Raw genomic sequence first — 26,358 nt, 5'->3', positions numbered from 1 at the left:
CTCATCCGGCAAGCGGCAACGCGAGGAGCGGCGATGCCTGACTGGATCTGCATCGCTGCGGAATTTGATCGCGATGTAGCCATTGATCCGGAAGTCGAGCAGCTGCTCGCGCGTGAAACAAAGCCCGGTACGGTCTATACGCGTCTACAGATCATCTCGACCGGCGCAATTGCTCCGCGTTCCAGGTTCTCGATCATGTTGGCGATCTTTTCCGACGCGGTTGGTCCCATATGGAGGTGTATTCCAAGTGGCGGCGGTCCGCTTTCGATCATGCGCGTCCGTATCCGACGGAAGAAATCGAGAGCGAAGTCCCGCCGGTCGTCTTCCGCCACCACGACAAAGCCGCCCCGTTCGAGAGCTTGCCGGAAAGTGGCGGGAGTGGCGAGAAAGGAGAGTGCTGCCGTTTCGGCCCAGGGCACCGGGTACGACAGATCGCCGTCGCTGGTCCGCATCACCTCGTAAACCCCGAACACCCCACCGATCCTGAGCACGCGCGCGACCTCGGCGCAGAGCTTCTCCTTGTCCGCGATATTCATAGCCACATGGATCAACAAAGCCGCATCGAAGCTTTCGGCATCGAAGGGGAGCGCCGTGGCGCTGGCGACCTTGAACGCCACCTGCCCTGCAAGCCCCACCATACCTGTCAAGCTCTCGGCAACCTTTACATATTCGGGTGTCACATCGATCCCGACGACGCGGCAGCCATAGCGGTCGGCAAGGAAGCGGGCGGGCCCGCCGATACCCGATCCGATGTCAAGGACGGTCGTGCCGGCCTTGAGGTCAATCTTCTCGGCAAGATGCACCGTGGCTTCGCGCCCGCCCATGTGGAACTCATCAACCGGAGCAAGATCATCCGGCTGCAGCCTGTCGAGACTGTGCCCCGAAGCGATCAGCCCGCTGCGGATCGCCTCTTCGAGTGAACCGTGGGTCCAGTGCTGAACCACCTCCTGTTCGATCGTCGTTGTCATCTTGCTCTCCTCTTGGGCCACGGGACGAATGTCCCACATCTGTCACGCTGCTGCCCCGCCAAGGTGCGGCGGAGAAGTCACATCGCCGCATTCCTCCTTCCGAGGCTCGCATCGAGAAGCATGCGCGAGGAGTGAAATATCTCCAGTCCAGAAATTGAACCTGTCGGACTGGGGGTTTTCGGTTATGCTCAACTTCGATGTGGAGGCTGTCATGGAATACGGCCAGCTTTGCCCACTAGCGAAAGCCTCGGAGATTCTTGCCGAGCGCTGGACATTTCTGGTGATCCGGCAACTGCTCTCCGGCGCGGCCCGGTTCAACGAGATCCGCCGCGGCGTGCCGCTGATGTCGCCGTCTCTCCTGTCCCAGCGCTTGCAGCGACTGGAACGGGAGGGTCTGGTCAGGCGGGAGGCTCTGGCTTCTGGCCACCACTACCGCCTGACCGAAGCCGGCCGGGAGCTTGCGCCCATCGTGCACGGTTTGAGCCGCTGGGGCGAACGCTGGGTGCTGGGCCACATCGATCCGCGAAAACCTGACGTTACCGCGCTGATGTGGGCGATGCGGAGACGTGTCGACCCATCCGTGTTCGAGCAGGGGCGAGTCACCGTTCAGTTCGAATTCACCGACCAGCCGCGGTCGAAGCGCTTCTGGTGGCTGGTCAATGAGGGCACCAATGTCGATCTGTGCCCGAAGGATCCCGGCTTCGAGGTGGACCTCTACGTGGTCACCGATCTTGAGGCGATGGCACAGATTTGGGTCGGCAAGCTGCAACTCTCCACCGCAATGAATGCAGGCCACTTGGAGTGCTCGGGAGGCCAGGATTTGCGCCGGGCTTTTCACTCTTGGTTGCTTCTGAGCCCATTCGCGCAAAAGCGCGCGGCTGAACCCGGGTACCGGTCAAAAGGCGTTGGCCTTGCGGTCGAATCAAACGCACTGAAGGGAAGAAGGTCCGCACCCCGTCATGGCGACAGCCTCTCGTCTCCACCTCGCTAGCCCGCTTCTGCAGCGACGTTCGCGCCGGTGCCGTCTCGGCCACGCTTATCGCTCCGGGTGTTCCCGTTCAGAGTGTTTTAGGCGCCCTTCCGGCGATCCACCACCCTCTATGCTATACTGGCCTCGACTCCAAAGCAGCCATTGACGGCAACAGTACTGTTCTTCTCTCGGAGCCAGCGCGGATGGGCAGGTCAGATAGACAGCGGCTCTACAGTGCCTCCCCGGCGGGGGCGGACCAACTGGCCCTCGGTCGAGAGGCGTATGAGGCGAAGGCGTGGGACGACGCCTACCGGTTCCTCACGCGCGCCGGTGAAGAGGCGGCGCTTGACGCTGACGATCTCGAACGGCTGGCGATGTCGGCTTATCTAACCGGTCGCGACGAGGAATATCTGAGGGCCCTGGAGCGAACCCATCATGCCTATCTCGACACTGGCAAGTGTCATCGCGCCGCGCGCTGCGCCTTCTGGATAGGCCTGCGCCTTGCATTTTGTGGGGAGATGGCTCCGGCGACCGGCTGGTTTGGAAGGGCGCATCGACTGCTCGAAGGCGATCCACGCGATTGTGCTGAGCAGGGCTACCTGATGCTGCCTCATGTCGAACAGCATCTTGCCGCCGGCAATCTCGAGTCGGCCTACGCCGCGGCCAGCGGCGCGGTCGAGATTGGTGAGCGCTTTGCGGATGCTGACCTCGTGGCCTGTGCAAGGCACCTGCAAGGCCGCGTTCTGCTGCGCCAGCGGCGAAGCGCGGAAGGTTTCGCGCTTCTCGACGAGGCGATGGTTTCGGTGACGGCTGGCGAACTGTCGCCACTGCTTACCGGCTTGATCTACTGCAGCGTCATCGAAGCATGCCAGCAAGTTCACGCCCTGGATCGCGCACGCGAATGGACTTCCGCTCTGGGACGGTGGTGCTCGGAGCAGCCCCAACTGGTCAGTTTCAGCGGCACCTGCCTGATGCACCGCGCTGAGATCAAGCGGCTCAGCGGCGCGTGGCAGGACGCAATGGACGAAGCGCGGCAGGCCGTGGAGCGTTTGACGCAGTCGAACAATCGGAAAGATACGGCTGGGGCGTGGTACCAACTGGCGGAAGTACACCGGCTCCGCGGAGACTATGAGGCGGCAGAGCAGGCGTATCGGACTGCCAGCCAATATGGCTTCGAACCGCAGCCGGGCCTTGCGCTGCTGCAGTTGGCCAAAAGGCATGTTGATGCGGCTGTGGCCGCAATCCGCCGCGTCCTCGACACCACGACTGACCAAGTGCGGCGTATCCGGTTGCTGCCGGCTTACATCGAGATCATGCTGGCGGCTGACGAGATCGAGGAAGCGCGGCGCGCTTGCCGCGAACTGGAAGACGCCGCGGATGACTACGGAACCGAGTTGCTGCGCGTCCTTGCTGCCCACGCGCGGGGGGCGGTTGAGTTGGCGGAAGGCAACGCGCAGGCTGCGGCGGTTTGGCTGCGCCAGTCAATCGAAGGGTGGCAGCAAATCGACGCGCCGTATGAAGCAGCCCGCGCCCGCGTGATGATGGGCCTGGCTTGCCGCGCCCTCGGCGACAATGACGGCGCGACACTGGAGTTGCAGGCAGCGCGGACAGTGTTCCAGCAGCTTGGTGCCGCGCCGGATGTCGCTCGTGTCGATACCCTGCGGGGCATACGGTCGGACGAGGCCCATGGCCTCTCTGCTCGCGAAGAGCAGGTTCTCCGCCTGATCGCAACCGGTAAAACCAATAAGGAAATCGCCAACGAACTGCATCTGAGCGCGAAGACCGTGGACCGGCACGTCAGCAATATTTTCAACAAGCTTGACGTCCCCACGCGCGCCGCCGCGACCGCCTGGGCCTACGAGCACCGGCTGGTCTGAGCGGTACCCGGCATGGGTAAAATCACCCATGCTGTCATTGGCGCCGATTGGGTGATCCGCCCGAAGCGCCGCCCTCACTTTCATCCTAGCCTAGCCCGTATCTGAAACCGACCGGCCACGGATGCCATGGCGCAGTTCGCCTGTAGATCGCGGGATGGAACCGCGATCGCGCTGCGACCATCCGGCCGCAACGAAAGGAGCAAGCGATGTCACATGCCGATACCGGGATGCGGGTCGCGGGCGTCTGGCTTGCGATCGCAGCTGTACTCTTAGGTTTCGTCCTTGTCGGCCACGGGCCGATCCATCCGGACCTGAGTCACCAAATGACGGTCATCGCCGAGGGACCGGCCCGTTGGGCAAACATCCATTGGGCGGCTGCGCTGTCGCTGTCGCTGTTCGTGGTGACGGCCCTGATCGTTTTGACGACGGGCTCGCGTTTGACCGAAAGCTGGTGGACGCTATCCGCTTGGGCTGTATTGCCCGTCGGCGCGCTGTGGACCATGACGACCGCCGTTGCCGAGGCAACCGTGGTCACCAATGCTGCTGTCGCCGGCGACGTGGCAAGGTTTGAAGCATGGTGGGCGTTTTCCGAAGGGAAGTCCAACGGCTTCATGTTTCTTGCTCTGTCGGTTGCTGTGATCGCCGCAAATGAGGCGCGCACCGAGCATGGCATAACGCCGACCTGGTCTGCGTGGATTGCAGTCGTCGCCGGCCTTGGCGCCTTTATTAGCTGGCCCCTGAGCATGTGGTTCGGCATCGGACTGGGCAGCCTCGTTTGGGTTGTGTCGTCCTTCGTAATGGCCCTGTGGACACTCTGGTTCGGAATCGGGCTCGCACGCGCTGAGGCTGGCGCGTCCACTGCACGCGCTTCGCACGACACACCTCGTTCCTATCAACATCAGGGAGGTTACGATGGCTCACGTTGAAACACCCAACCAAACCACGGTTGAACCGGGCAACTCCGGCGAAGCCGCCCGCAAACGACTGCTTGCTGGGCTTCCGATCATGGAACGGCGGATCGAACTAGCCGGTATCTCGACCACGCTGCTGGAAGGCGGCGCCGGAACGCCCATCGTGCTGTTGCACGGCCCAGGAGAATATGCGGCGAAGTGGCTGCGCCTTCTCCCGAACCTCGTGAGAACACATCACGTCATCGCACCTGATCTGCCGGGCCATGGCAATTCGGGGTCTATCGAGGGGCCGGTCCATTCCGATCGTATTCTCGCATGGCTGGGCGAACTCATCGAACGCACCTGCCCGACACCGCCCATTCTTGTTGGCCAAATTCTTGGCGCTGCAATTGCCGCTCGCTTTGCCGCCAGGCACAGTGACCGGCTCCGGTGCCTGGTGTTGTCGGACGCGCTCGGCCTAGCGCCGTTTCAGCCGGTGCCAGAGTTCGGTGCGGCCCTCACCGCCTTCATCACGGAGCCAAGCCCGGAAAATCATGATCGGCTCTGGGAGCGGTGCGCCTTCGACCTCGACGCGCTACGCGATCAAATGGGCGAGAGCTGGCACCATCTGCGGGCCTATAATCTCGACCGCGCTCAAGCGCCGGAACTCAAGCCAACCCAGCACGGCCTGTTCGAGCAGTTCGGGCTTTCTGCGATCCCACCGGAGGAGCTCGCACGCATTGCGGTGCCCACCGTCCTTATCTGGGGACGGCACGACCTCGCCAGTCCACTGCCGATCGCGGAGGCAGCAAGCGCCCGCTTCGGCTGGCCGCTCCATGTCATCGATGGTGCTGCAGACGATCCACCCATCGAGCAGCCAGCCGCATTCATCCAGGTATTGCGCACCGCGCTCGCGGAAGCGGAGCCAGTGGCCCCGGACACGCGACAAGCCTGGAGCCGGATCGCGCCCGGATACGACCGTTTTGTGACGCCGACCCATTTTTTGATCGGGGAGGAGGGCCTGCAGCGCGCCGCGCTGCGCCCCGGCATGCGATTCCTGGATGTGGCAGCAGGCACCGGCGCCCTGTCCATACCAGCCGCGCGCCTCGGCGCGGGCGTTCTGGCGACGGACATCTCCCCCGTCATGCTCGAGAGGCTGCGGGCCCGCGCTGCGGGAGAGGGCCTGGCGATCGAAACCCGCGCCATGGACGGTCACGCGCTCACGCTGGCGGACGAGAGTTTCGATATGGCCGGGTCGCAGTTCGGCGTCATGCTGTTCCCTGACATGCCAAGGGGCATCCGGGAGATGGTCCGGGTGGTCAGGCCCGGCGGACGCGTGCTCGTCACTGCCTACGGTGATCCGCGCGAGGTAGATTTCCTCTCCTTCTTCGTCGAAGCGATCAGGGCGGCCCGGCCGGCTTTTCCGGGACTGCCGAAGGACCCGCCCCCGCTGCCCTTCCAGCTTCGCGACCCAGAGAAGCTCCGCCACGAGCTTGAAGCGGCGGGGCTGCGCGAGGTTCATGTGGAGCGGACTACCGAAAACCTCGAATTCACGACGGGCGAGCAATTGTGGCAATGGCTGACGCAGAGCAACCCGATTCCCGGCGCCATTCTGGCCGAGCTTGAGCTAAGCGAGGCGGAAACTGCGACGATCCGGCAGGCGCTGGACCGGCTGGTCGCGGCGCGCGCGGGGACCGGCGGCACAGCCGTCCTCACCAGCCCGGTCAACATCGGCGTCGGGACCAAGTGATCGCGCAACCAGATCGATAGCAAGACGCTCTTGCGTGCACTTCGTGGCCACTCCAGGAATTGGGGTGGCCATTTCTTCGATGCCCCGACTTGGCGCTGCGGCAGAGCCTAGGATTTCCGACCCTTTATGATGAGCGATGGCATGTCGAATTCGATCGTGCCGCCGTCGATCACGAATGGCCTGAGCGCCGTCTCCGCCTCCTTGAGAAGCCGCTCGAACTGCTCGTCGTTGAGCACGCCGCCAAGCGTCCACACGCAGGCGCGTTCGGTGGACACCAGCGCGTCGATGGACTTGAAGTGGACTTTTCCGTTGCGCTGGACGATCTCGGCGTCCGGAATGCCTGCTTCGTTGCAGATTTCATGCAGCCGCGCGGCATCGCCGAGGCTGAATGGCGCTCGGAAGGCATCCCCAACCTCTTTTCCGAACAGCCGGTCGAGCAGCCGGGCGAAGGCGCCGTAGCCCGGCGAGTTCTCGACCGCATCGCACACCGCGACCGACAAGCGACCGCCCGGCTTCAGCACCCGCATCATCTCGCGAAGCGCCTGCGGCTTGTCCCCGAAGAACATGAAGCCGAACTGGCTGACGACGGCGTCGAAGCTGTCGTCCGGCAGAGGCAATGCTTCGGCCGTTCCTTCCAGCCATTCGATCTGCACGGGCTTGCTGCGTGCAACCGCCAGCATTTCAGGATTGGCATCCAGCCCGACAATGGAGCCTGAAGGGCCGGCGATCTCGGCCGCGGCGAGCGTCAGAGCGCCCGTGCCGCAAGCCACGTCCAGCACACGGTCGCCTTTCTGCACCCCGGCTTCCGCAGCTACGACCGGCCCCCATCGGGCAAACAGGGCTGGCACGAAGTGGGTGTCGTAAATCTCCGCCGGGCCGTGCATCTTCTCGAGCATTGCCATGGTCTTTCCTCCACATTCATCTTCTGAACCGGGCACATCCAATGGATGTGAGAGCCCATTCAGGGTATGCTTGAAGGATGGTCCCGGCCCATGACCAAACGTCTTTGTCGCTTGCCGCATCGTCCATGACGCTCGATGCAACGCGGTCGGCCCGCACTTCGGCGGCGAAGCCAAGTGCCCAGCACAGGTCCCAGGGCGCCGATCCGCTTTCCGACGTCCTGCAAACGGTCAAGCTGACAGGTGCGTTGTTTTTTCTGGTGGACGCGTCCTTCCCGTGGGGCGTGGAGGTGCCGCGCGCCAGTACGTTTTCGTCAATCATCCTGCCGCGTGCGCAGCATGTGGTTTCCTACCATATCATCCTGAAGGGCGCGGGCTGGGCAAAGGTACCCGGTGTCGCGTCAACCTGGTTCGAGGCGGGCGACGTGCTGGTGTTCCCGCATGGCGATCCATATTCGATGCTCAGCGGGCCCGGCCAGCCGCCGGAGTTCGATACTGAAGCGACGATGGATTATTTCCGGGAAATGGCCGCGGGCAGGCTGCCCTTCGTGTCGAAGGAAGGCGGCGGCGGCGAACCGCGAAGCGAATTCGTCTGCGGCTTTCTCGGCTGCGATATGCAGCCCTTCAATCCCGTGCTCTCCACCTTGCCGCAGCTACTACGGATCAAGCGGTCCAACAAGGAGGGTGAGGGCCTTTTGAGCCGCCTCATCGACCTCACGCTTGCCGAGGCGCGCCAGCCGCGGGTCGGGGGCGAGGCGATCCGGCTGAGACTGAGTGAGCTGGTTTTCGTCGAGGTGATGCGTCGATATCTGGAGGCTCTGCCTGCCCACGAGACCGGCTGGCTGTCGGGCCTACGCGACCCTGCAATCGGCAAAATCCTGGTCATGCTCCACGAACAGCCTGCGTATCCGTGGACGCTAAACGCGTTGGCGAGCCGCGCCTGCATGTCGCGAGCAGCCCTTGCGGCGCGTTTCACCCATCTCGTTGGTCATGCCCCGATGCAGTATCTGACGCTCTGGCGCATGCAGATTGCCGCGCGCCTCCTTACCGACAGTTCCATGAAGGTGGCCGCGGTAGGCCGCGAGATCGGCTACGAATCCGAGGCGGCCTTCAGCCGGGCGTTCAAGAAGGCTGTGGGCGTTTCGCCCGCCGCATGGCGCGGCAGTGCCGCTGCAACCAGCCGATCTTATGAATGTTGATCAGTTACCACTCAACTCAGCGGCTTCAACAGTTCTGGCCGTCTCGACCACTCAACGGTTCAGCCAATGTCCGGAAAACGCGGGCTTCTTTGCCATTCGGCTCGATGACAGAGTGTGAACTCCCACCCCCGAGTCAGGCATTCTGCGAGCGAGACGTTTGAACCAGCAGGGCGCGCCCATTCGGTCACTGCCAGCACTCCTCCAGACCCCTTTGCGTGCGCGTCAAAGCCACCGTCAGGATGAGGACATAAGCTGGACAATTCGGTCCGCGAACCCATTTCTATGCTTCGGAAGATTGGGTGGCTTAAGCGCGAGCAGCCAGGCCTCTGGAAAAGCAGCGAAGAGAGAGTGGTTTGATTGAGCGTATTGCAGCGGAACAATGTAAAGGTGATGGGCGCGGGCGAGAAGGCCATGGTCTTCGCGCATGGCTTCGGCTGCGACCAGAACATGTGGCGCTTCGTCTGGCCGGCCTTCGCCGAGAAGTACCGCATCGTCCTCTTCGACCATGTCGGCTGCGGTGGTTCCGAGCTCCAGGCCTATGACGTCGAAAAATACGGCTCCCTCGAAGGCTATACTGACGACGTCATCCAGATATGCCGCGAGGTCGGCATCTCCCACGGGGTCTTCGTCGGCCATTCCGTGAGCGCCATGATCGGAGCCATCGCGTCGGTCAAGGCGCCCGACATCTTCAACCACCTCGTCATGATAGGCCCGTCGCCGCGCTACATCAACGATCCCGACTATACCGGCGGCTTCAGCGAGGCGCAGATCCACGAGCTTCTCGACTTTCTCGACTCCAACCACATGGGCTGGTCGCAAGCCATGGCTCCCGTCATTATGGGAAATTCCGACCGGCCTGAATTGAGCGAGGAGCTCACCAATTCCTTCTGCATGACGGACCCGGAGATCGCCAAGCGCTTCGCCCGCGTCACCTTCCTCTCCGACAACCGCGCTGATCTCTCCCGTGTCACCGCCCGCTCGCTTGTGCTGCAGTGTTCGGAGGATGTGATCGCGCCGCGAACCGTGGGCGACTATGTGCACCGCAACCTGCCCAACAGCGCATTCGTCCTGTTGCAGGCCACCGGACATTGCCCAAATCTCAGTGCCCCGGAAGAGACCGTCGCCGCCATGAAGGCTTTTCTTGAAGGCAATGCCGGTTGAGCGCGCTGGAAGCGATGAGCCAACAGTTCGACGATCTTGAGGACCTGTTCGAGAACGCCCCCTGCGGCTATGTCTCCGCGGGGCCGGACGGCCGCATCACCAAGGCGAACCTCACCTTCGCCACCTGGCTCGGCCGCGACCGCAGCGAGTTCGTCGGCCGCCGATTTCAGGATTTCCTGAACATCGCGGGAAAGATCTATTACGAGACCCATTTCGCGCCCTTGATGCGTATGCAGGGCTTCTTCAACGAGGTGGCGCTCGATCTCGTGCGCGCCGACGGCACCACTCTCCCCGTGCTTGTCAACGCGGTGGAGCGGCGTGACGATACCGGCGATCTCCGCTTCGTCCGCATCACCATCTTCAATGCCTCCGACCGCCGCCGCTACGAGCGCGAACTGCTCGAAGCCCGACGCGTCGCCGAAGGGGCCAATGCCGAGCTCGTCGAACTCAACCGTACCCTGGAGAAACGCATCGCCGAGGCGGTCGAGGCGCGCATGACGTCGGAAGCCGCGCTGCGCCAGGCCCAGAAGATGGAAGCTGTCGGCCAGCTCACGGGCGGCATTGCCCACGATTTCAACAATATGCTTGCCGTCATCCTTTCCGCGCTCAACCTGATCGAGCGCCGCCTCGCCAAAGGGGAGGACGTCTCGCACTTTATCGACGCCGCCAAGGATGGCGCGGGCAGGGCCGCCTCCCTTACTCAGCGCCTTCTCGCCTTCTCGCGCCAGCAGGCACTCTCGCCCGAGCCGCTCAATGCCAACAAGATGGTGGCTGAGATGTCGGAGCTTCTCCGCCGCACCCTCGGCGAGACGGTGCGGCTCGAAACGGTGCTCGCCGGCGGCCTCTGGAACGTCCACGCCGACAAGAACCTGCTCGAAAACGCAATCCTTAACCTTGCCATCAATGCGCGCGACGCGATGCCCGAGGGCGGACGGCTCACCATCGAGACCGCCAACTGCCATCTTGACGACACCTATGCGGCCGAGCACACCACGCAGCCCGGCCAGTATGTGATGGTCGCTGTCACCGACACGGGCACAGGCATGACGCCTGAGGTCATGGCCAAGGCTTTCGATCCGTTCTTCACCACCAAGGGGCCGGGCAAGGGCACGGGGCTTGGCCTCAGCCAGGTCTTCGGCTTCGTGAAACAGTCCGGCGGCCACATAAAGATCTATTCCGAGCCCGGCCAGGGCACGTCCATCAAGATCTATCTGCCCCGGCTCTATGGCGCGGCCGATGCGCCGAAGCGCGCGCATGCCAAAAAGCTCGCCCGCGGCGCCAGCTCAGAGGTGGTGCTGGTCGTGGAGGATGACGAGCAAGTGCTGGCGCTCACCGCGCAGATGCTGCGCGAGCTGGGCTACGGCGTCGTCGAGGCACGCGGCGGCACGGAGGCGCTTGCCGCCCTTTCTGAGCACCCCGAAATCGGTCTTCTCTTCACGGACGTGGTGATGCCGGACATGAACGGCCGGCGGCTTGCCGAGGAGGCGCAGAAACGCCGGCCGGATCTGAAAGTGCTTTTCACGACCGGCTACACACGCAATGCGGTGGTGCACAACGGCGTGCTTGATCCAGGAGTGAACCTCCTGCAGAAGCCCGCTTCGGTCGAGCAGCTCGCGGCGAAGGTAAGAATGGTGCTGGACACCTAGCGCAAGCTCCGGGGCGACAAGGACGAAGCGTTCACCCTGACCGGACGGCGCCACCATTCTTGACTGTTGCGGGCTGCGAGCGTCGGTCGTCGAATGTCGGCTACCAAGCACGGTATCCGAGGTGCCCGCCTCCGTGACCTGCTGGCCCATTGGAGGTTTGCACCCCGACGGGTTGCCAGCAATTGTACGAATCGTACCTCAATCTTCACATTGACGGGAGGGAAAGCCGGATTAAATTTTCGAGAGCGCGGGCTTTCGGGCTTCTCTTTCGAAGGAAGGAACAGGCGATGTCTGACGGCGGCTATCTCACTTCCATTGACCTTGCGCTCCTGAAGGAGGTTTTCGAGGAGACGTGCGCCAGGAACGAGACCGCTCCAAACTCCCCTGCCGCAAGTCATCTGGCGAAAGCGCTTATGGCGGCTTTCGAAAACGGCGTCCAAGACAAGGCTGGCTTGCTGGCGATCGTGGCTGGCAAGGATCAGCGGGCGGCATAGCAGGCCTACTGGCCGTCAAATCTCCCGACTATCATTAGGGTTAAATCAGGCTCGGAGCGCGCTTGAAGCCACCGGAGCCGGTGCTTTTCGCCCAATTCTGGCAGCAACTCGGATTCACCGTGTCCGCCTGCCATTCATTCACCAAATAGGGCGCGATGCCGGCTATGTTCTGACGAGCGACGAGCGTCGGCTGAATAAAAGTCCTGAATATTGTTGGAACCAACTCCGACTGTTCGAGTTTGGGGAGGTTAGGCCAACCGCCGATATTATTGGTAGATTGCCGGGGGATTCATGGATCAAGGTGGGACTTCGCGGGTCGGTAATGGCTCCGGCATGATCGTCAGCATCCAGGGGACACCATTCAAGAGAAGCGGCCCCGACGAGGCCGATTTGAGAGACTTCTTCGAGAACGGCAGCCTTCCGCTCCATCTTGTCGGAACGGACGGCACCATACTGCATGCAAACAGGGCCGAGCTCGAACTGCTGGGCTATGATGCGGACGAGTATATCGGCCGCCATATCGCCGATTTCTATGTCGAAAGAGAGGTCGCCAACGATGTTCTGGCGCGCCTGAGCGCCGGGGACGAGATCAATAAATACCCAGCCCAAATGCGGGCCCGCGACGGCTCCGTCAAGCATGTGGAAATCACATCCAGCGGCCGGTTCAGCGATGGAGAACTGGTCAACACCCGTTGCTTCACGGTGGATGTCACGGAACTGACTCTTGCTCGCCAGGAGCTCAAACGGCAGGACGACCGGTTCCATCAAATCCTCGACGCTCTTCCTATAGCGGTCTACACCACAGACAAGGCTGGGACGATCACCTACTACAACCAGGCTGCGGTGGAATTCGCCGGACGTGAGCCGGAAATCGGCAAAGACGAGTGGTGTGTAACTTTCCGCCTTTTCACTCCCGACGGAAAAGAACTCCCCCATGCCGAGTGCCCGATGGCAATCGCGCTCAAGGAAAAGCGACCCGTCCGCAATGTGGAGGCGCTCGCCCAGCGCCCAGACGGCACGCTGTTCCCGTTTCTCCCGTTTCCGACACCCATACTGGATGAGAAGGGCGAGCTTACTGGCGCTGTGAACATGCTGGTCGACCTCACTGATCTGAAAAAGGCAGAAGAGGCCGGAAATCATCTAGCGGCTATCGTGGAATCGTCCTTTGACGCGATTGTCAGCAAAGATCTGAATGGAGTGATCAAAAGTTGGAACCGAGCTGCCGAACGGCTCTTCGGGTACACCGCCGAAGAAATCATCGGAAAGCCGGTGACCACGCTCATTCCAGCCGACCATCAGGACGAAGAGCCTCAGATCCTCGCCCGCATCCGAAACGGTGAACCAGTCGAAAGCCATGAGACCATCCGTCAGCGCAAGGACGGGAGTCTTGTGCCCGTCTCGCTCACAGTTTCGCCGGTGCGCGATGCTTCAGGACGTATCGTCGGCGCTTCGAAGATTGCCCGCGACATATCAGCGGGTAAAGAAAGCGAACATCGAATTCGCATGCTGATGCGAGAGGTCAACCACCGGGTTAAGAACCAGTATTCGGTGATCCTCTCAATGATCCGCGAGACCAACAAGCGCTCGGAATCCCCGGAAGTTTTCGAGCGCCAGGTGCGGGAGCGGATAATGGCTCTGGCGCGCTCCCACGATCTGCTTGTCTCGGCCGACTGGAGAGGAGCCACGATCTTTGAATTGGTGCTGGCGCAGGCGAAGCCCTTTGGCACCGAGGAAAGGATCTCCATGTCGGGCCCTTCGATCACACTTAGCCCCAACGCCGTCCAGTACCTTGGCATGGCATTTCACGAACTGGCTACCAATTCGGCCAAATACGGCGTTTTGTCCGGCAGCAGCGGCCGGATCTCGGTTGATTGGGACGTTGTCGATTCCGATAGCGGAAGGTCGGTTGCACTTACATGGACCGAGACCGACGGTCCCGAAGTAAAGTCGATCGCTTCTGGCGGCTTTGGAACAGTTGTGCTGAAGCGAGTGGCTCCTCAGGCGGTGAGCGGGACCGCCGACCTTCAATACAACCCCAGCGGCGTAGTTTGGACCCTTAAGGCGCCAATGGCCTTCGTGGAAGCATCGCTTTTGGATGGTGAAAACTCATAAACCAGCCGGAGAGATCAAAGTCGGCCCACTAGCCGGTCCTCGCAGTGGTGGTCATCGTCGGGACGAGCAATCCCGTCGCCTCATAGCGAAAACTGCATTCACATTACCGAGGCTCTCGTATCAGGTTCAAGTAAGTCGGGTCAAAATCCGCCAACTCGCGAAGGCGATCGATATTAAGAACGGTCACCCTTTTGCGACCCCATTTGATCAGCCCAGACACGCGCAACTCCTGGATCATCCGATTAACGTGTACGACTGATAAGCCAACGATATCGGCAATGTCGGACTGCGTAACGGGTAGGTCGAAGCTTTGGCCACGGACCAGCCCTACAGCTTCCAGGCGTGCGTAGAGCTCGCATATCAGGTGAGCAAGGTGAGTATTGGACGGCCGCCGGCCGAGGCAGGTGACCCAGTTCCGCTCTATGGCGCCATCTATCACAGTAGAAAGCCACAGCAGACGACCGAGATGGGGCGACGCAGCGATCATGGCCTGGAGACTGGTATGGGGCACGAACGCGGCGAGGCAGCCCCCAAGCGACACGACGCTATGGTCCATGACCTTTAACAGCATCGAGTGCAGGTCAACGAAGTCGCCCGCTATATGAATTGCAGTAAGTTGGCGCTTGCCGTCGGCGACGTATTGCTGGCGGGCTGCAAAGCCGCTCAGGACAAGACAGCTTTCGGTTGGACGGGAGCTCTCCGCCACAAGTCTCTCACCAGCAGCAAACGTCCGGATTCGGAACGGCAGCTGCTCCAATAACCTCTTCTCTTCCTCGCTGACGTGGTCTCGGCGCTCAAGAGCCAGGATCAGCGCTGTGAAAGTGCCCGTCACGATATGCCGGGGGCACCGACGCCCCAGTAAGGTGGTTCGTTGCGTTGTGCCACAGCCTTCTCCTTCTGGTGCTTATGATCGCCCACCGGGGCGAGGAAACACCGATGATCAGACTGAGCCTTTTCTAAGCGATTGCGGTTTGCTGGCCAATCCCTTTGTGCGTGAAGGACTCCCTTTCGCCGCGCGCATCAGGTCCGAATGTGGAACGGACGCGACCCTCAACGGACAGCTCAAATGCTTGATGAGGGTGTGCCGCTTCGGTCGCGAGGACGGACCGCAATAAGATTTCCAAACTGTCGTCCCGAGCCGCAAGATGCCGGAAATTAGCATTTGTTAGTCTGCAGGTAAGTAATTCCAAAACTGCGACGCCAATGTGGAACCGACCTCCTTTCGACAGGTTAGCGTGGGCCTATCAAACTGACCAGGCTTATCGATCTCGGAGATAGACATGCTAACAGAGCGGAGCGAGTTTGTGACCCTCATCCCTGCCTTGCGGGCCTTCGCCCGAACGCTCGCCAAGGATGCCAGCGATGCCGATGACCTAGTCCAGGAGACGCTGATGAAAGGTATCGCAAACATCAACCGCTTCCAGCCCGGGACCAATATGAAATCCTGGCTTTTCACCATAATGCGCAACACTTTCTATACGCGCATCAAAATGGCGAATCGCGAGGCACCCGGTCTGCTCGATTGCGCTTCAAGCCGGCCCGCGATCGCGGCGGGCCAGGAATGGTCGCTACGCAGCCAAGAGATGGCGCGGGCCATCGAAGCTCTGCCCCACGACCAGCGCGAAGTTATTGTTTTGATAGGCGTTCTCGGGACCAGCTACGACGATGCGGCAAGCATATGCGGCTGCGCCATCGGAACAATCAAGAGCCGCCTGAGCCGCGCGCGCTACCGGCTCCTCGAAACGCTTGGCGAAACGTGTTCGGACGATGCCGTAACTACCTCGGCCATTTCCGCCGCCGCCCTCCAATTCGACGGGGCGCGCGTTTAGGAGTGATCCTTTCGATGCAGGTTCATTGAAGCGCTGGTCCCCCGGTAACTCGCCGCAATAATTAAGAACAAAGTGATGAGCGACGCATTTCCCAACTCCGCCGCGACAAAACTTGGCTTACACGACGGCCGGTGATGACGCTCACACGACTTTGCTGAACAAAGTTGGCTGGGGCGCCGGCCGCACAACAAGATCAACCGCTTGGCCACCGACAATGGAGCGCGGCTTCGCCGCCACTGCCTGCGGGCTGCGGTCGCCTCTCAAAGCGGATGAGATGGCGACGTCCCGAGCGGCTGTTGCAGCCAGCTTAGCCAGTATGATCGGCCGAGAGAGTGCTTCGCTTTCCCGCCCGATAGAGCGCCCATCCAAGCACCAGCATGATCACGCCCCAAGCGAGGAACCCCAGGTCCCACCACATCCATTGTGAACGGGGTACTGTTTCGTTAACGTGATGGAACACCAGGACGTGGTGGTTCAGGATACCTTCGACCAGGTTGAACAGGCCGAATCCCATCAGAATCGTACCGGTGAGCATCTTGCCCGACCACCACAGGTGGGTGCGATGTGCCTTCCGCCAAAGAAGCAGGAGGCCTACCACGACGAAGATATACGTGACGGCGTGAAAGAGCCCGTCGAGCAGCGTGTTTAGTTTTAGATTCTCGACATTGTCGGCAGGATACCCGGCGCTTGTCGCCATGTGATGCCATTGAAGGATCTGGTGCATCACGATACCGTCGAAAAATCCGCCTAGTCCGAGTCCGAAGAAGATCCCGGCTGACGTGGGAAATGCCCGATCCGCCGCTGCCATCTGCTTGCCTCTGCGCTCCGAAATCTATCTATTCCATGAACATTCCGCGTCTTATGCGGATACGAACGCTGCCGGTGTATCCAGCACCGGTGTCCAAGCCGAGAGTGCCCATGTTGCGAACATGGACACTCTCGCTGTGGGTGGTTGCCGGTATAGGACAACGTAATTTTAGGCTGCTGCGAAACGGGCCGCATCCTCCGCTGCTTGTGGTATGAGCGCGCCAGCGCGGCTCGAGACGCCCGGTAGGCTCTGGAAGCAACGCTTCCCTGAACACTTCAGCTTTTGTATATTAGACGTCCTGTCCGAAGCAGTTCTACTTTTTTAACTGTTCGTTCTGCGAGCCGCTGTCGGGGCGTGGTGGCGACAGCATGGGCTCCCCGCCCATCGGTTCGCCAGCGACTATCGAGAACTCGCCCTTGCCGTCCAGCGAGGGGCCGCTCGACCACCGGCCTTCGGGTGGATCGATACCCTCGACGAAGCAATTGACGAAGGCGTAGCTTACATCTTGCTGCTCCTGTTCCTGCGGGAATGAGTTGGGGATCGGCAGCGAAGCTTCCAGCCCACCCATATCCTCAATGGCCGCCAACCATTGCTGCTGGTGCATCGTATCCCTGGCGATCAGAAACGAAAGCATGTCCTTCATGCCCGGGTCGTCTGTCATATTGTAAAGGCGAACTGCAAGGATCCGGCCACTGCTCTCGGCGGTGACATTGGCCATCATGTCCGCCGCGAGATTTCCGCTGGCATAAACATGTGATGCGTTGAACGGTACCCCGTTCGAATTCTCGGGAAGCGCAGCAAGTCCGGTCGACAATATGTGCCGAAAGTTCATTCCATTCAGCACCGATCCACCCACCGCATCCGCCGAAACCTCTTCCTGAAGGGACAGCGGCGCATTTTCCAGATTCAGCGCAACAGCGGTCGAGAGCATCTCGATGTGAGCGAGCTCTTCCGTGGCCGTGTTCAGAAGCATATCGCGATACTTCGTCGGGCCACGGGCGCCCCAAGCTTGAAAGAAATATTGCAACGCTACGCGAATTTCGCCTTCGACGCCCCCGATGGCCTGCTGAAGGGCGCGGGCAAAGATCGGATTGGGTTTGTCAACGCGAACCGGGAACTGCAGCTTTTTGTCGGTGTAGTACATGACGTGACCTCCGTTGAGGCGCCCCAACCTGCCATTCGCAGGCTTGTTCCGAAACTAACTGCGGCATTCCACAGCTAAATTTCCGGAACAAGGAAGTTGGAAAAGCTGTTGGGCGGACATACGGAGAAACGCCAATGCCCGCACTGTCTCACATATGGAATGCATTGAGAAACCTCGGTCTGGTGCGGGAAACCCCAGTTGCACCGGGTCCTGTCGATGACATTGTCCGGCTGCTTAAGCCCGAGGCTCCTGTGTCCCGCCAGCCGCTCAGAGACGAACGGTTGCCGCCGGGCAAGCGCCGAATGCGCTGGAGCCGGTAAACCCTGATCTGAAAATCATATGCCGCATCCTGTGCCGATGGCCGGCTCGAGTTGCGGCGCCGCCTTCTCCGCCGATCTCGCTCTGGCGATCGGCCGGACCTCAAGCCTTCTACAGTCAGGATCAAGTCGCCGAACTCGGCGCCTCGACTGGCCGGCCAACCTGTTCATGCTCGTTGATGCGTCCGCCGGCTTCGCCTTCATCATCAGCCCAGGGCAGGTCCGCAACGAGCGTGGACTACTCCCAGAGCATGATTTTGTCTCGCTGAGCCTCGGACCGCCTCGTTAGTGCGCCGAAGCTAGGCCACCTGTGCAACGGCTGGCTCGCCCAGACTGCATTTGGCGATGCCGAAGCGCCAACGGTTGTTGGTGGCCCGAACCCGGCTCTGATAGAAGAGCGTCAGTTCGTTGTCGTTGATCATCACCGTCGAATGGCCGTTTTCTCCAGGCTCTTTTAAATCGAGCACCGGTCCCAGCGTCCGGTATGGCCCCTCAACATTGTCGGAAGTAGCAAAGAAGACGCGCTGGCGGCTTCCGCGCGCCCCGCTCGGCAGGAAGCAGGTTGCGTTGAGCAGCACGCGGCCGTCCGGCAGCTCGACCAGTTGCGCGCCCTCAATCCCCCATTCGTAATCCGGATGCTCGCGGGGATTGTGATGGGGGAGGTCGTTGTGGTCGAGTATCTTCCCAATTCGATACCATGGACCGAACCAGGTGTTGGACGTACTACGGGCGAGATAGATGTCGGGCTGCGGCACTTTCGTAAATTTCGGCATACCGGAGTAGACGATGTACCTGACGCCCCCGATAAAGGCGGGGTGCGGATCGTAGATGCCGTCTTCGTCCGTATCTGGCAACGAAATGATCGCGGGTTTAAGCACCACCCAGTTAAAGCCGTCATTGGATACCGCGTGCTCGCACCGGCCGCCGGATTTCATGAACTCCGTCTGAATGAACATGTGGAAGACGCCGTCGTCGAACGTGACACCGGGCGCCGCGACGCCAGATCCGCTGATTACCAGCGAGATGATGTCGTGTTCGGTCCAAGGACCGTAGAGGTTGGGCGATGTGGCGTGGAAAATGCCCCAGGTCTCTGTCGTCACCGTGCCGCCCGAGCCGAATACATGCCAGAGCTTGCTATCGAAAACCGGACATGGATCTTTCAGATCGTCCAGCGATGCGGGATTGAACAGAAGAAATACGTTGCTTTCGAAGCTTATTCTCATCGCGATTGCCTTGCCCAGGGCGCTCACATTTATCGAGGGACTGCTATAGACGCGCCAAGAATGCCCCGTTCTCCACGCGCGGTCGGCCGGCATGTACGGTAACGTACCGAGCGTTACAACCCCACCTATCGGCACTTACTTGAAGTGCCTCGCGCAAGCCTGTCGAATCGCTCACCCAAGCAGAATACCATCGCGAGCACATCCAATCGGTGCGATCCGGGCAATATCCTCAACTATTTGCAGGAGTAGGGATTGCTCAACAAATGAGCGAAGGTGGCAAGGCGATCAGCGGCATGCGGCCTCAAGCCGCATTCAGACCGCCCGTCGCACGGCCGTGGCATTCGCCGGAATGCTCCGGTTGGCGGCCTCGAACGTATACTGACCCCAAGCTTCGGCTCGCGTCATGCGCAATCGCCCGGTCGCGCCGTCGACCATTAGATCAAGGAAGGCGTTGACGACGTGGACCGGATCGAATGTGTGGGCCGCCTCGACCACCAACGACGGAGCGCTATCCTCAAATGGCGCGTAGCGGCATGTAAGGCGAAGCGACGAGCCAAATTTTCGGGCGCGGCCGCCGCCGAATCCACTTTCTGCCTCTACAGCCGCCCAGGGCTTGCCTGCGTCAGAAGCCTGGCTCTCCGGAGTCGTGGTGTCGAGCCGCCTCGTGTCGCAGCAGCTGATGACGGTCCGCGCCAACCCGTCCGACTGCGCCAACAGGATCGGACGGAGAGGCGAAGCGGTTCGATGCTCGTCGGCCCTCCACCACCCCGGCCGGTCCAGCACGGGATGATCGAACGAACCCGCGCGGATCACCTCACGAGCGAACGTCGCGATTCCGGTCGGTCTCGGCGGCGAAAAGCGGACGTCGAACGCTCCCGATTCATAGAAGCCCTTGCGCCGGGTCAGGAGTGAATTCCAGTCGGCGGCTCCGAACAGTGACCAAACGGATACGGCGCGAAGATTGATGCCGCCGGCCCGCGCGGCGTTGGCCGCGCCCCATGCTTCCTTAAGCCATCGCAGTTGTTCCTCGCGCGTGCAGCCATTGTGCACTTCGGTCAGCGCCAGCGGAATGCCGTAACGGTTCCAGGCTTCCTCAATCCGGGGCAGGAAACCGCTTTCCGCGGCGGGCACGCCGGCGTTCACCGCGGCGACGTCCACGTAGGAATGCCACTGATTGCCGCCCGGCGCCTCGCCCAGATGGTTTTCGGTCTTTTCGTCGAGAAAGCGATCGCTGGTCAGGTACTGGTCTATGCCGATTAGGTCCGGCGGACAGGGGTTTTGAGCGAGCCAGTCGAGATGCCGCTCGTCGATGCCGTGGTCCAGAAGCCGCCGATGGAACGGGTGATGGCGGTCGACACGCCCGGCGAGCAGGTCCAGCGCCAGCCACCGCCGCTCGTTTTCATGATCGGCTTGGTATTGAAGCAGGGGGGTGGCGAAGACCCGCCCGATATCTTCCGTCTGGACGAGCTTCGCCGAAGGGGTGATCCGCCTGATCTCTCGCATCGCCGCGGCGGTCGCCAGGCACTCGGCGACGACGACAGCGAAACAGGTCACCTCGTCGCGCCCATGCGGATACCAGTGGCCGTAGAGCCCGCAAAGCCGCGCCGTCGTCATAGGCTCGTTGACCGGCGTGAACATCGTTATCCAGGGATAGCGGCGGGCGACATTAGCGGCGTGTCGCGCCAGGGCCGCGGGAAAATCCGGATGAAGGACATCGCACCAAAAGGGGCCGGAGCCGTGATGCATCAGTCCGGCGATCGGGGACATGCCGAGTGTGCGGAGTTGTTTCAGCTGGGCATCGTGCCAGCGCCAGTCATCATCATCCGGCGACCGCGAAACCGTTTCCCAGAGGACGGGATAGCGTAGCGTCCGGATGCCCAACTCAGCGACCAGACCGAGATCGCCGGCTCGCTCATGATGGTCAGTTTCGACGAGCTGATTGCGCACGTCGCCGCCGATGCGTACGACGCTGCACTCCAGCCCGCCCCAGAGTTCCAGACCATGCGCAAGGCTCATTGCACGGCCGCGGCCATGTAACCGGCCGCCGGCGTGGCCGGCTCCGAGTCCTCCTTCTGGATCCTGGCGAACGTCGCCAGGGCCTGCCCCACAACCTGGTCCATGTTGTAGTAGCGATAGGTCGCCAGCCGGCCGACAAACCAAACGTCCGGCCTCTGCTGCGCCAACATCCTATACTGCTTGTAAAGCGCCTCGTTCTCGGCCCGGGGCACCGGATAATACGGATCGCCGATCGCAGTCGGGTGCTCATAGGTCAGGCTGGTCCGGGGGTGCTGCTGCCCCGTCAGGTGCTTGTACTCGGTGATGCGGGTGTAATTCTCCGCCTGCGGATAGTTGACCACCGCGACCGGCTGAAACTGCTCCTGATCCACGGTTACGTGCTCGAAACGCAGCGAGCGATAGGGCAGCCTTCCAAGTTTCCAGTCGAAGAACTCGTCGACAGGACCGGTGAAGATAAGGCGCTTAAACGGGATTTGGTCGCGGATTTCGCGATAATCCGTCTGCAGCATGATCGTTATCTTCGGGTGATCCAGCATGCGCTCGAACATGCGGGTATAGCCATGCGCCGGCATGCACTGGAAGCTGTCGCCGAAATAGCGGTCGTCGCGATTGGTGCGCGTGGGTACCCGTGCGGTCACCGATTTGCTGAGTTCCGAGGGATCGACGCCCCACTGCTTCCTGGTGTAGCCGCGAAAGAACTTTTCATAGAGCTCCCTGCCAATGGTGCTCACCACCACATCCTCGGAGGTCCGGACTTCTTCGACGATCTCGCGCCGCGAAGCGAAGAAGTCCTCCAACTGCTCCGAGGTGAGTTCGAGATTGTAGAGCCGGTTCACGGTATCGAGATTGATCGGGATTGGCAGCAACTTGCCATCGACGGCTGCAAGCACGCGGTGCTCGTAGGGCCGCCACTCGGTGAAACGCGACAGGTAATCGACGATCGACTGCGCATTGGTGTGAAAGATGTGCGGGCCGTAGCGATGGACCAGGATGCCGGCGTCGTCATAGCAGTCATAAGCGTTACCGCCGATATGGCTGCGCCGGTCGATGATCAGCACGGTTTCGCCCCGCTGGGACGCAATGCGCTCCGCCAGCACGCTGCCCGCGAAGCCGGCTCCAACAATCAGCCAGTCGAACACGGTCAGGCCCCCTTGCGCATGAGAGCGGCGCCGTTCAGGGAATGGATGCGATCGAGATGCGCGGCCATGGCTTCCCAAGTCCGGTCCCACGATATCCCCGCAATGTAGGCGTCCACGTTTTTCAGCCATTCATGATCTCCGGCTGACTTGGTGGCAGCGGCCAGTTTCGCCGCCATGTCCCGGAGCCCGGCGATCTGGACGAGACCCATCGCACCATAAGGCCGAACCACGTCGGCGATCGCCGTCGACACGACGGGCAATCCGGCGGCCAGGAATTCCGGCGTCTTGGTCGGACTGATGTAGCGCGTCGATTCGTTCAGAGCGAAAGGCATCCAGCCAGCGGTCCAATGGGCGAGATATGCGGGGAGTTCGTCGTAGGATTTGCTGCCCAACCAATGAAGATTCGGGGCTTGTGGTAGCGATGCGGGGTCGATCTTGACCACCGGCCCCAGCATGACGAATTGGTACTCAGGCATCTGGCTCGCGGTTGCCGCAACCAGGTCGAGATCCATGCGTTCATCGATGACGCCGAAAAAGCCGATGCGCGGATAGCCTATTCCGGCCTGATCCGCTGGTTCGTCAAAGCTGTCGCGCGCTTTGTTGAAGTGGGAAGCATCGATGCTGCTGGGAAATGCATAGACGCGAGGGTGAAGACCGCGCTTTGCCGCATAGAGGCTCTGTCCGCCGGCAAACACCAGGTCGGCTGTCGCAAACAGCGCCGTCTCCCGCCTCGCAAGCTCCGCCGGTGCATCCTTGAAGCTCGATAACTCATCCATGCAATCATAGACGCGGATGTCAGCCTGAAGGTGCGCGCTGAAGGGCAGCGCTATCGGTGTATAGTACCAGGCAACCAGACGCTTATAGGACGGAAAGGCCGCAAGCAGTTCATCGACCAAGCTCTTCTGCATCGAAACCGCTGCCGCACTTGCCGTCCCATTCGGCAGTACGGGCGTCACAACACGAATGCGCGGGGTCGGCGCACTAATATACATGGCGGGAAGTCCAACTTCATCGAATATAGGTTCCTCGAAATAGAGTACATTGTGGGTATCGGAAGCTCTTGTAAGAAGGTGTTGAGGTCTCTGGAACACAAAATCCCATCTAAGGTGCGAAAAACATATTAGAACTGCGTCAGGCCCTGAACTTGTGAATATTTTTGAAGCAAGACGGTCGTGCATGTGGATGTCCATGTTTTGGATGCCGAGGAGGCATGTAGGTGGTACGAACTCAAGTCATTCCAGGCCGTATCCGTGGCTCTAGTCCAATGGGGTCCGGAGACGTTAAGGGCTGAAAAACTTGCTGGGGTTAGCTTTGTTCCAGTAAAATATTTTGTTCTAGAGAGGCTGTATGCTAAACCGCTGCCACGTCCTCATTGTAGAGCAGACCTGCGCCGGCTGGATAATTGTCCCGCGGTGAATTACCGGCGCCCACGGGCGAGTTTTTGGGTTTGTCGATGGGCACGATTGCCGATTTCGGCTTTGCCGGATGGCGGCCTGTGCGCCGACAAGTTCCAACGCGATTTATCGGCCCGGGCTTGATCCGCGCGGCGCCGCCGCTTTTCGCCAGCTTCGCGGAAACTCTGCGAAAGGCCATGGCCGCGTGCTTTCGCTGGTGCTGTATTGATTTGTTGCGGCGGACAGCGGCTGCCGCTGGTTTCGGCAGTGATGTAGTTCGCATCACTGCGTTTGGTGGGCGACTTGGTACCGGGAAACTTGGGTTTGCATCGCACAACTGATGCGCGGGCTCAGCTATGTCTTTCGAGATGCCATGTACGCATCGAGCTTCTTTTTGGATGAGCCCTTTCTCTTAATTATCAGTGCCGCCTCACTTTCCAGCAAACCGTATTTCTTGGCGAACGCCGTGACTTCATATGACTCTTCACTGGACGACGCTAACCTCAAGTCGTCTTTCGCCGTTGGTTTGTTCTCAGCCATAACCCAATACTCCCGCTGGATCGGCTGAAACTCGCTACGATGCGAATCGATCCCGGACGTGCGACAGTCGGCATGCAGCCGTCAGAATTCGTAGCTTGGCAGGAGACTGATTGTCACAGGGTCGCAATATCCCCATCATCGTGCCGATTTTGAGGTGGCGGTGGATGGCCAGCGGACAGGTCTGTGTGCCGTTCGGTCAACTCGCGGGGGCGTTGGCGCGTTCGGAGTCCCGCCGAATATGCAGGCGCAGGATGATATCCTGATCGTGATTGCCGAAACCCTTGCCGAAGATGTTCACGCCCCCCGGATGCTCGGCGTGCTCGTCGATGCCGACCCGCAAGCGTATCGAGTGGTGCTCGGCGAGGTGAAGCTGGTCGAGCGTCACATCCGAGGTTGTCTCGCCGTCGAGATAGCTCCCATCGGCCGTGATCTTCCAGGTCTTCAGGTGACCATATTGCGAGCCTTCGAGCTTCCACCAGCGCGGCGTGTAGATGCCGCGCTTGTCGCCGAAATCGCCAGGCGAGGTCCAGGTGCCGACCAGAACGTCGTTCACCCAGACGCTGACGTTGGAAGGCCAGTTGGCGTTCGTGCCGGGCACGTCCGACGACAGTTCCATGCTGAACTCGAGCGCCTCGATCTCGGCCTGCAGGATTTTTGCGTTGTTCGGAAACTTGTATTCGACATGGCCGCGTTCGAACCAGATCAGCCCCGCCTTCATCCGGTCCGGGTCGAGAAAGAAGTCGGGCACGTCGAGGAGACCGATAACGGCCTCGCTCGAGCACAGGCCGCAGGGCGGCGACACGCTGCAATTGGTGTAGAGGCCGAGCGGCATCGAGAGCTCGATCACATTCGACCGGGTCTTGAGGTCGTAGTCGTCGAAGCGCAGCACGATCTCGTCGAAGCGCGCCGCGCAGATCTTTTGCTGGCCCTTGGTCGCCTTCACCGTTTCCGTGCGGATGAGGTCGCAGCTTTCCAGCACCTGGACGTTCGTCGCGACCGTCGACTGCGGTAGTGACAGCGCGTCGCTGATCTCGTTGACGTTGAGCGGTCCGCGCGAATGGAGAAGCTTGAGAATATTTATGCGTACAGGGGACGAAAGCCCCTTCAGAACCTCCAGTCCATCCGTGGCGTTGATCGTCAGGAAGTTGCGGTTGTTCTTGAGCGGAAGGTCCATGGCGGATCCAAATATGTAGTCCCACCTATCAATGTTTTGGGATGCATATTGTTCAAGCGGCCGCGCTGGCTCAGAACCAGATCTCGCCAATGAACTCGGCTCTGCCTGTTAGGGCTCGGCTCGCTCTTTCCATACTGAAATTTAAGCCCCCGGATCGTGATCTCGGCCAATGAACAACAGCCGACCGGCATATCAGCCAATGTCACCAGAGGGCCGTTATGAACGGGAAATCGAGGACTAAGCGGCTCTCTTCATCACGGACCTCCAGCTGTGGCCATGAGGTGCTGCAAGCCGAGCAAGATGCGCGCCCGCAGCGATCTTCCTGATTGCCGCGATTGCCTCGACCACGAATGCCGACACGTCAACCCCCGATGGAGATGGAGGTGGTTGGCGCACCGGCGCCGCCTATAGCGAGAAGAACCTGCTACGGACGGCCCCAGCGCAACAGTTATCGAGAAGGGAACTGGGCGATACGCGCCGGCACGGTCGAACTGCGCATCCCGAAGCTGAGGAAGGGTTCCTACTTTTCTTCGTTACTGGAGCCGCGGCGCATGGCCGAGAAGGCGCTCACGGTGAGCCGATCTGGACGGAATTCCTGCGCAAGCTCGTCATCTCCGACGCCCATGAGAGCATCAAGGCGGCGGTCGCCAAAGGTGCTCAATGCGACATGTCAGAACCACAGCCCACGTGACGTGCCTGTAGGCTGCGCAGACCATTCTCGTTGTACCAATTTTGCCCCGCCGCCCGAAAGCCGGCCTTGCGAATAGGTCTGCCCGCTGCAGGCTCCAGGACCGCGAGTTGGAATCAA

General features: G+C 60.9%; 20 protein-coding genes and 1 pseudogene. 11 read left to right on the top strand and 10 right to left on the bottom strand.

Annotated features, from left to right (window positions below):
* Positions 1-134 precede the first annotated feature (134 nt).
* Positions 135-968 (bottom strand): class I SAM-dependent methyltransferase, encoded by an 834-nt coding sequence (locus tag ABVK50_RS18705; RefSeq protein ID WP_353645150.1) that lies wholly within the window; start codon positions 966-968, stop codon positions 135-137.
* Between the two features lie 211 nt (positions 969-1,179).
* Here ABVK50_RS18705 and ABVK50_RS18700 point away from each other — a divergent pair, with 211 nt between their 5' ends.
* The 4 genes from ABVK50_RS18700 to ABVK50_RS18685 all read left to right on the top strand — a co-directional run bounded on the left by ABVK50_RS18700 (position 1,180) and on the right by ABVK50_RS18685 (position 6,455).
* The gene (locus ABVK50_RS18700; RefSeq protein ID WP_353645151.1) at positions 1,180-1,959 is read left to right on the top strand and encodes a helix-turn-helix domain-containing protein; all 780 of its coding nucleotides are present in this window, start codon (positions 1,180-1,182) and stop codon (positions 1,957-1,959) included.
* A gap of 182 nt (positions 1,960-2,141) precedes the next feature.
* Positions 2,142-3,815 (top strand): LuxR C-terminal-related transcriptional regulator, encoded by a 1,674-nt coding sequence (locus ABVK50_RS18695; protein WP_353645152.1) that lies wholly within the window; start codon positions 2,142-2,144, stop codon positions 3,813-3,815.
* A gap of 206 nt (positions 3,816-4,021) precedes the next feature.
* Positions 4,022-4,741 carry a hypothetical protein gene (locus ABVK50_RS18690; protein ID WP_353645153.1) on the top strand — a complete coding sequence of 240 codons (720 nt, stop codon included), beginning with the start codon at positions 4,022-4,024 and terminating at the stop codon, positions 4,739-4,741.
* Entirely contained in the window at positions 4,728-6,455 is a 1,728-nt protein-coding gene (locus ABVK50_RS18685) for an alpha/beta fold hydrolase (protein ID WP_353645154.1), read from the top strand. Before ABVK50_RS18690 ends, ABVK50_RS18685 begins: the two co-directional genes overlap by 14 nt.
* A 107-nt stretch (positions 6,456-6,562) precedes the next feature.
* Here ABVK50_RS18685 and ABVK50_RS18680 read toward each other — a convergent pair whose 3' ends face one another.
* Positions 6,563-7,357 (bottom strand): class I SAM-dependent methyltransferase, encoded by a 795-nt coding sequence (locus ABVK50_RS18680; RefSeq protein ID WP_353645155.1) that lies wholly within the window; start codon positions 7,355-7,357, stop codon positions 6,563-6,565.
* Between the two features lie 125 nt (positions 7,358-7,482).
* Between ABVK50_RS18680 and ABVK50_RS18675 the strand changes: the two genes are divergently transcribed.
* The 5 genes from ABVK50_RS18675 (at position 7,483) to ABVK50_RS18655 (ending at position 13,966) form a co-directional block, all read left to right on the top strand.
* Entirely contained in the window at positions 7,483-8,553 is a 1,071-nt protein-coding gene (locus ABVK50_RS18675) for an AraC family transcriptional regulator (RefSeq protein WP_353645156.1), read from the top strand.
* 357 nt (positions 8,554-8,910) lie between these two features.
* Positions 8,911-9,714 carry an alpha/beta hydrolase gene (locus ABVK50_RS18670; RefSeq protein WP_353645157.1) on the top strand — a complete coding sequence of 268 codons (804 nt, stop codon included), beginning with the start codon at positions 8,911-8,913 and terminating at the stop codon, positions 9,712-9,714.
* A 14-nt stretch (positions 9,715-9,728) separates the two neighbouring features.
* The gene (locus ABVK50_RS18665) at positions 9,729-11,360 is read left to right on the top strand and encodes an ATP-binding protein (RefSeq protein ID WP_353645888.1); all 1,632 of its coding nucleotides are present in this window, start codon (positions 9,729-9,731) and stop codon (positions 11,358-11,360) included.
* Between the two features lie 287 nt (positions 11,361-11,647).
* The gene (locus ABVK50_RS18660) at positions 11,648-11,854 is read left to right on the top strand and encodes a hypothetical protein (protein WP_353645158.1); all 207 of its coding nucleotides are present in this window, start codon (positions 11,648-11,650) and stop codon (positions 11,852-11,854) included.
* 333 nt (positions 11,855-12,187) lie between these two features.
* Positions 12,188-13,966, top strand: a complete 1,779-nt coding sequence (locus tag ABVK50_RS18655; protein WP_353645159.1) for a PAS domain S-box protein — start codon at positions 12,188-12,190, stop codon at positions 13,964-13,966.
* A gap of 103 nt (positions 13,967-14,069) precedes the next feature.
* On the opposite strand, the gene ABVK50_RS18650 is transcribed toward ABVK50_RS18655, so the two are convergent.
* Positions 14,070-14,798, bottom strand: a complete 729-nt coding sequence (locus tag ABVK50_RS18650) for a Crp/Fnr family transcriptional regulator (RefSeq protein WP_353645160.1) — start codon at positions 14,796-14,798, stop codon at positions 14,070-14,072.
* A gap of 448 nt (positions 14,799-15,246) precedes the next feature.
* On the opposite strand from ABVK50_RS18650, the gene ABVK50_RS18645 reads away from it, so the two are divergent.
* Positions 15,247-15,795: a sigma-70 family RNA polymerase sigma factor gene (locus tag ABVK50_RS18645; protein ID WP_353645161.1), complete on the top strand. Its 549-nt coding sequence runs from the start codon at positions 15,247-15,249 to the stop codon at positions 15,793-15,795.
* Positions 15,796-16,102: 307 nt separating this feature from the next.
* Here ABVK50_RS18645 and ABVK50_RS18640 read toward each other — a convergent pair whose 3' ends face one another.
* The 7 genes from ABVK50_RS18640 to ABVK50_RS18610 form a co-directional block, all read right to left on the bottom strand.
* Positions 16,103-16,603 (bottom strand): DUF2243 domain-containing protein, encoded by a 501-nt coding sequence (locus ABVK50_RS18640; RefSeq protein ID WP_353645162.1) that lies wholly within the window; start codon positions 16,601-16,603, stop codon positions 16,103-16,105.
* A 313-nt stretch (positions 16,604-16,916) separates the two neighbouring features.
* The gene (locus ABVK50_RS18635) at positions 16,917-17,747 is read right to left on the bottom strand and encodes a manganese catalase family protein (RefSeq protein ID WP_353645163.1); all 831 of its coding nucleotides are present in this window, start codon (positions 17,745-17,747) and stop codon (positions 16,917-16,919) included.
* Positions 17,748-18,363: 616 nt separating this feature from the next.
* Positions 18,364-19,314: a hypothetical protein gene (locus tag ABVK50_RS18630; protein ID WP_353646957.1), complete on the bottom strand. Its 951-nt coding sequence runs from the start codon at positions 19,312-19,314 to the stop codon at positions 18,364-18,366.
* A 285-nt stretch (positions 19,315-19,599) separates the two neighbouring features.
* Complete coding sequence (locus tag ABVK50_RS18625) at positions 19,600-21,303, bottom strand: dTDP-4-dehydrorhamnose reductase (RefSeq protein ID WP_353645165.1); 1,704 nt, start codon at positions 21,301-21,303, stop codon at positions 19,600-19,602.
* Positions 21,300-22,442 (bottom strand): UDP-galactopyranose mutase, encoded by a 1,143-nt coding sequence (gene glf, locus ABVK50_RS18620; RefSeq protein WP_353645166.1) that lies wholly within the window; start codon positions 22,440-22,442, stop codon positions 21,300-21,302. The genes ABVK50_RS18625 and glf overlap by 4 nt, the downstream gene beginning before the upstream one ends.
* A gap of 2 nt (positions 22,443-22,444) precedes the next feature.
* Positions 22,445-23,632: a glycosyltransferase family 1 protein gene (locus ABVK50_RS18615; RefSeq protein ID WP_353645167.1), complete on the bottom strand. Its 1,188-nt coding sequence runs from the start codon at positions 23,630-23,632 to the stop codon at positions 22,445-22,447.
* Positions 23,633-24,572: 940 nt separating this feature from the next.
* Positions 24,573-25,550, bottom strand: coding sequence for a helix-turn-helix domain-containing protein (locus tag ABVK50_RS18610; protein WP_353645168.1), 978 nt, complete (start codon positions 25,548-25,550; stop codon positions 24,573-24,575).
* Positions 25,551-25,987: 437 nt separating this feature from the next.
* Here ABVK50_RS18610 and ABVK50_RS18605 point away from each other — a divergent pair.
* A pseudogene (locus tag ABVK50_RS18605) lies at positions 25,988-26,119 on the top strand (transposase); the annotation flags it as partial.
* Positions 26,120-26,358: the final 239 nt, after the last annotated feature.

This window comes from Mesorhizobium sp. WSM2240 (assembly GCF_040438645.1).
Classification (GTDB): Bacteria; Pseudomonadota; Alphaproteobacteria; order Rhizobiales; family Rhizobiaceae; genus Allomesorhizobium.
This window is presented reverse-complemented; position numbering and strand designations above follow the sequence as displayed.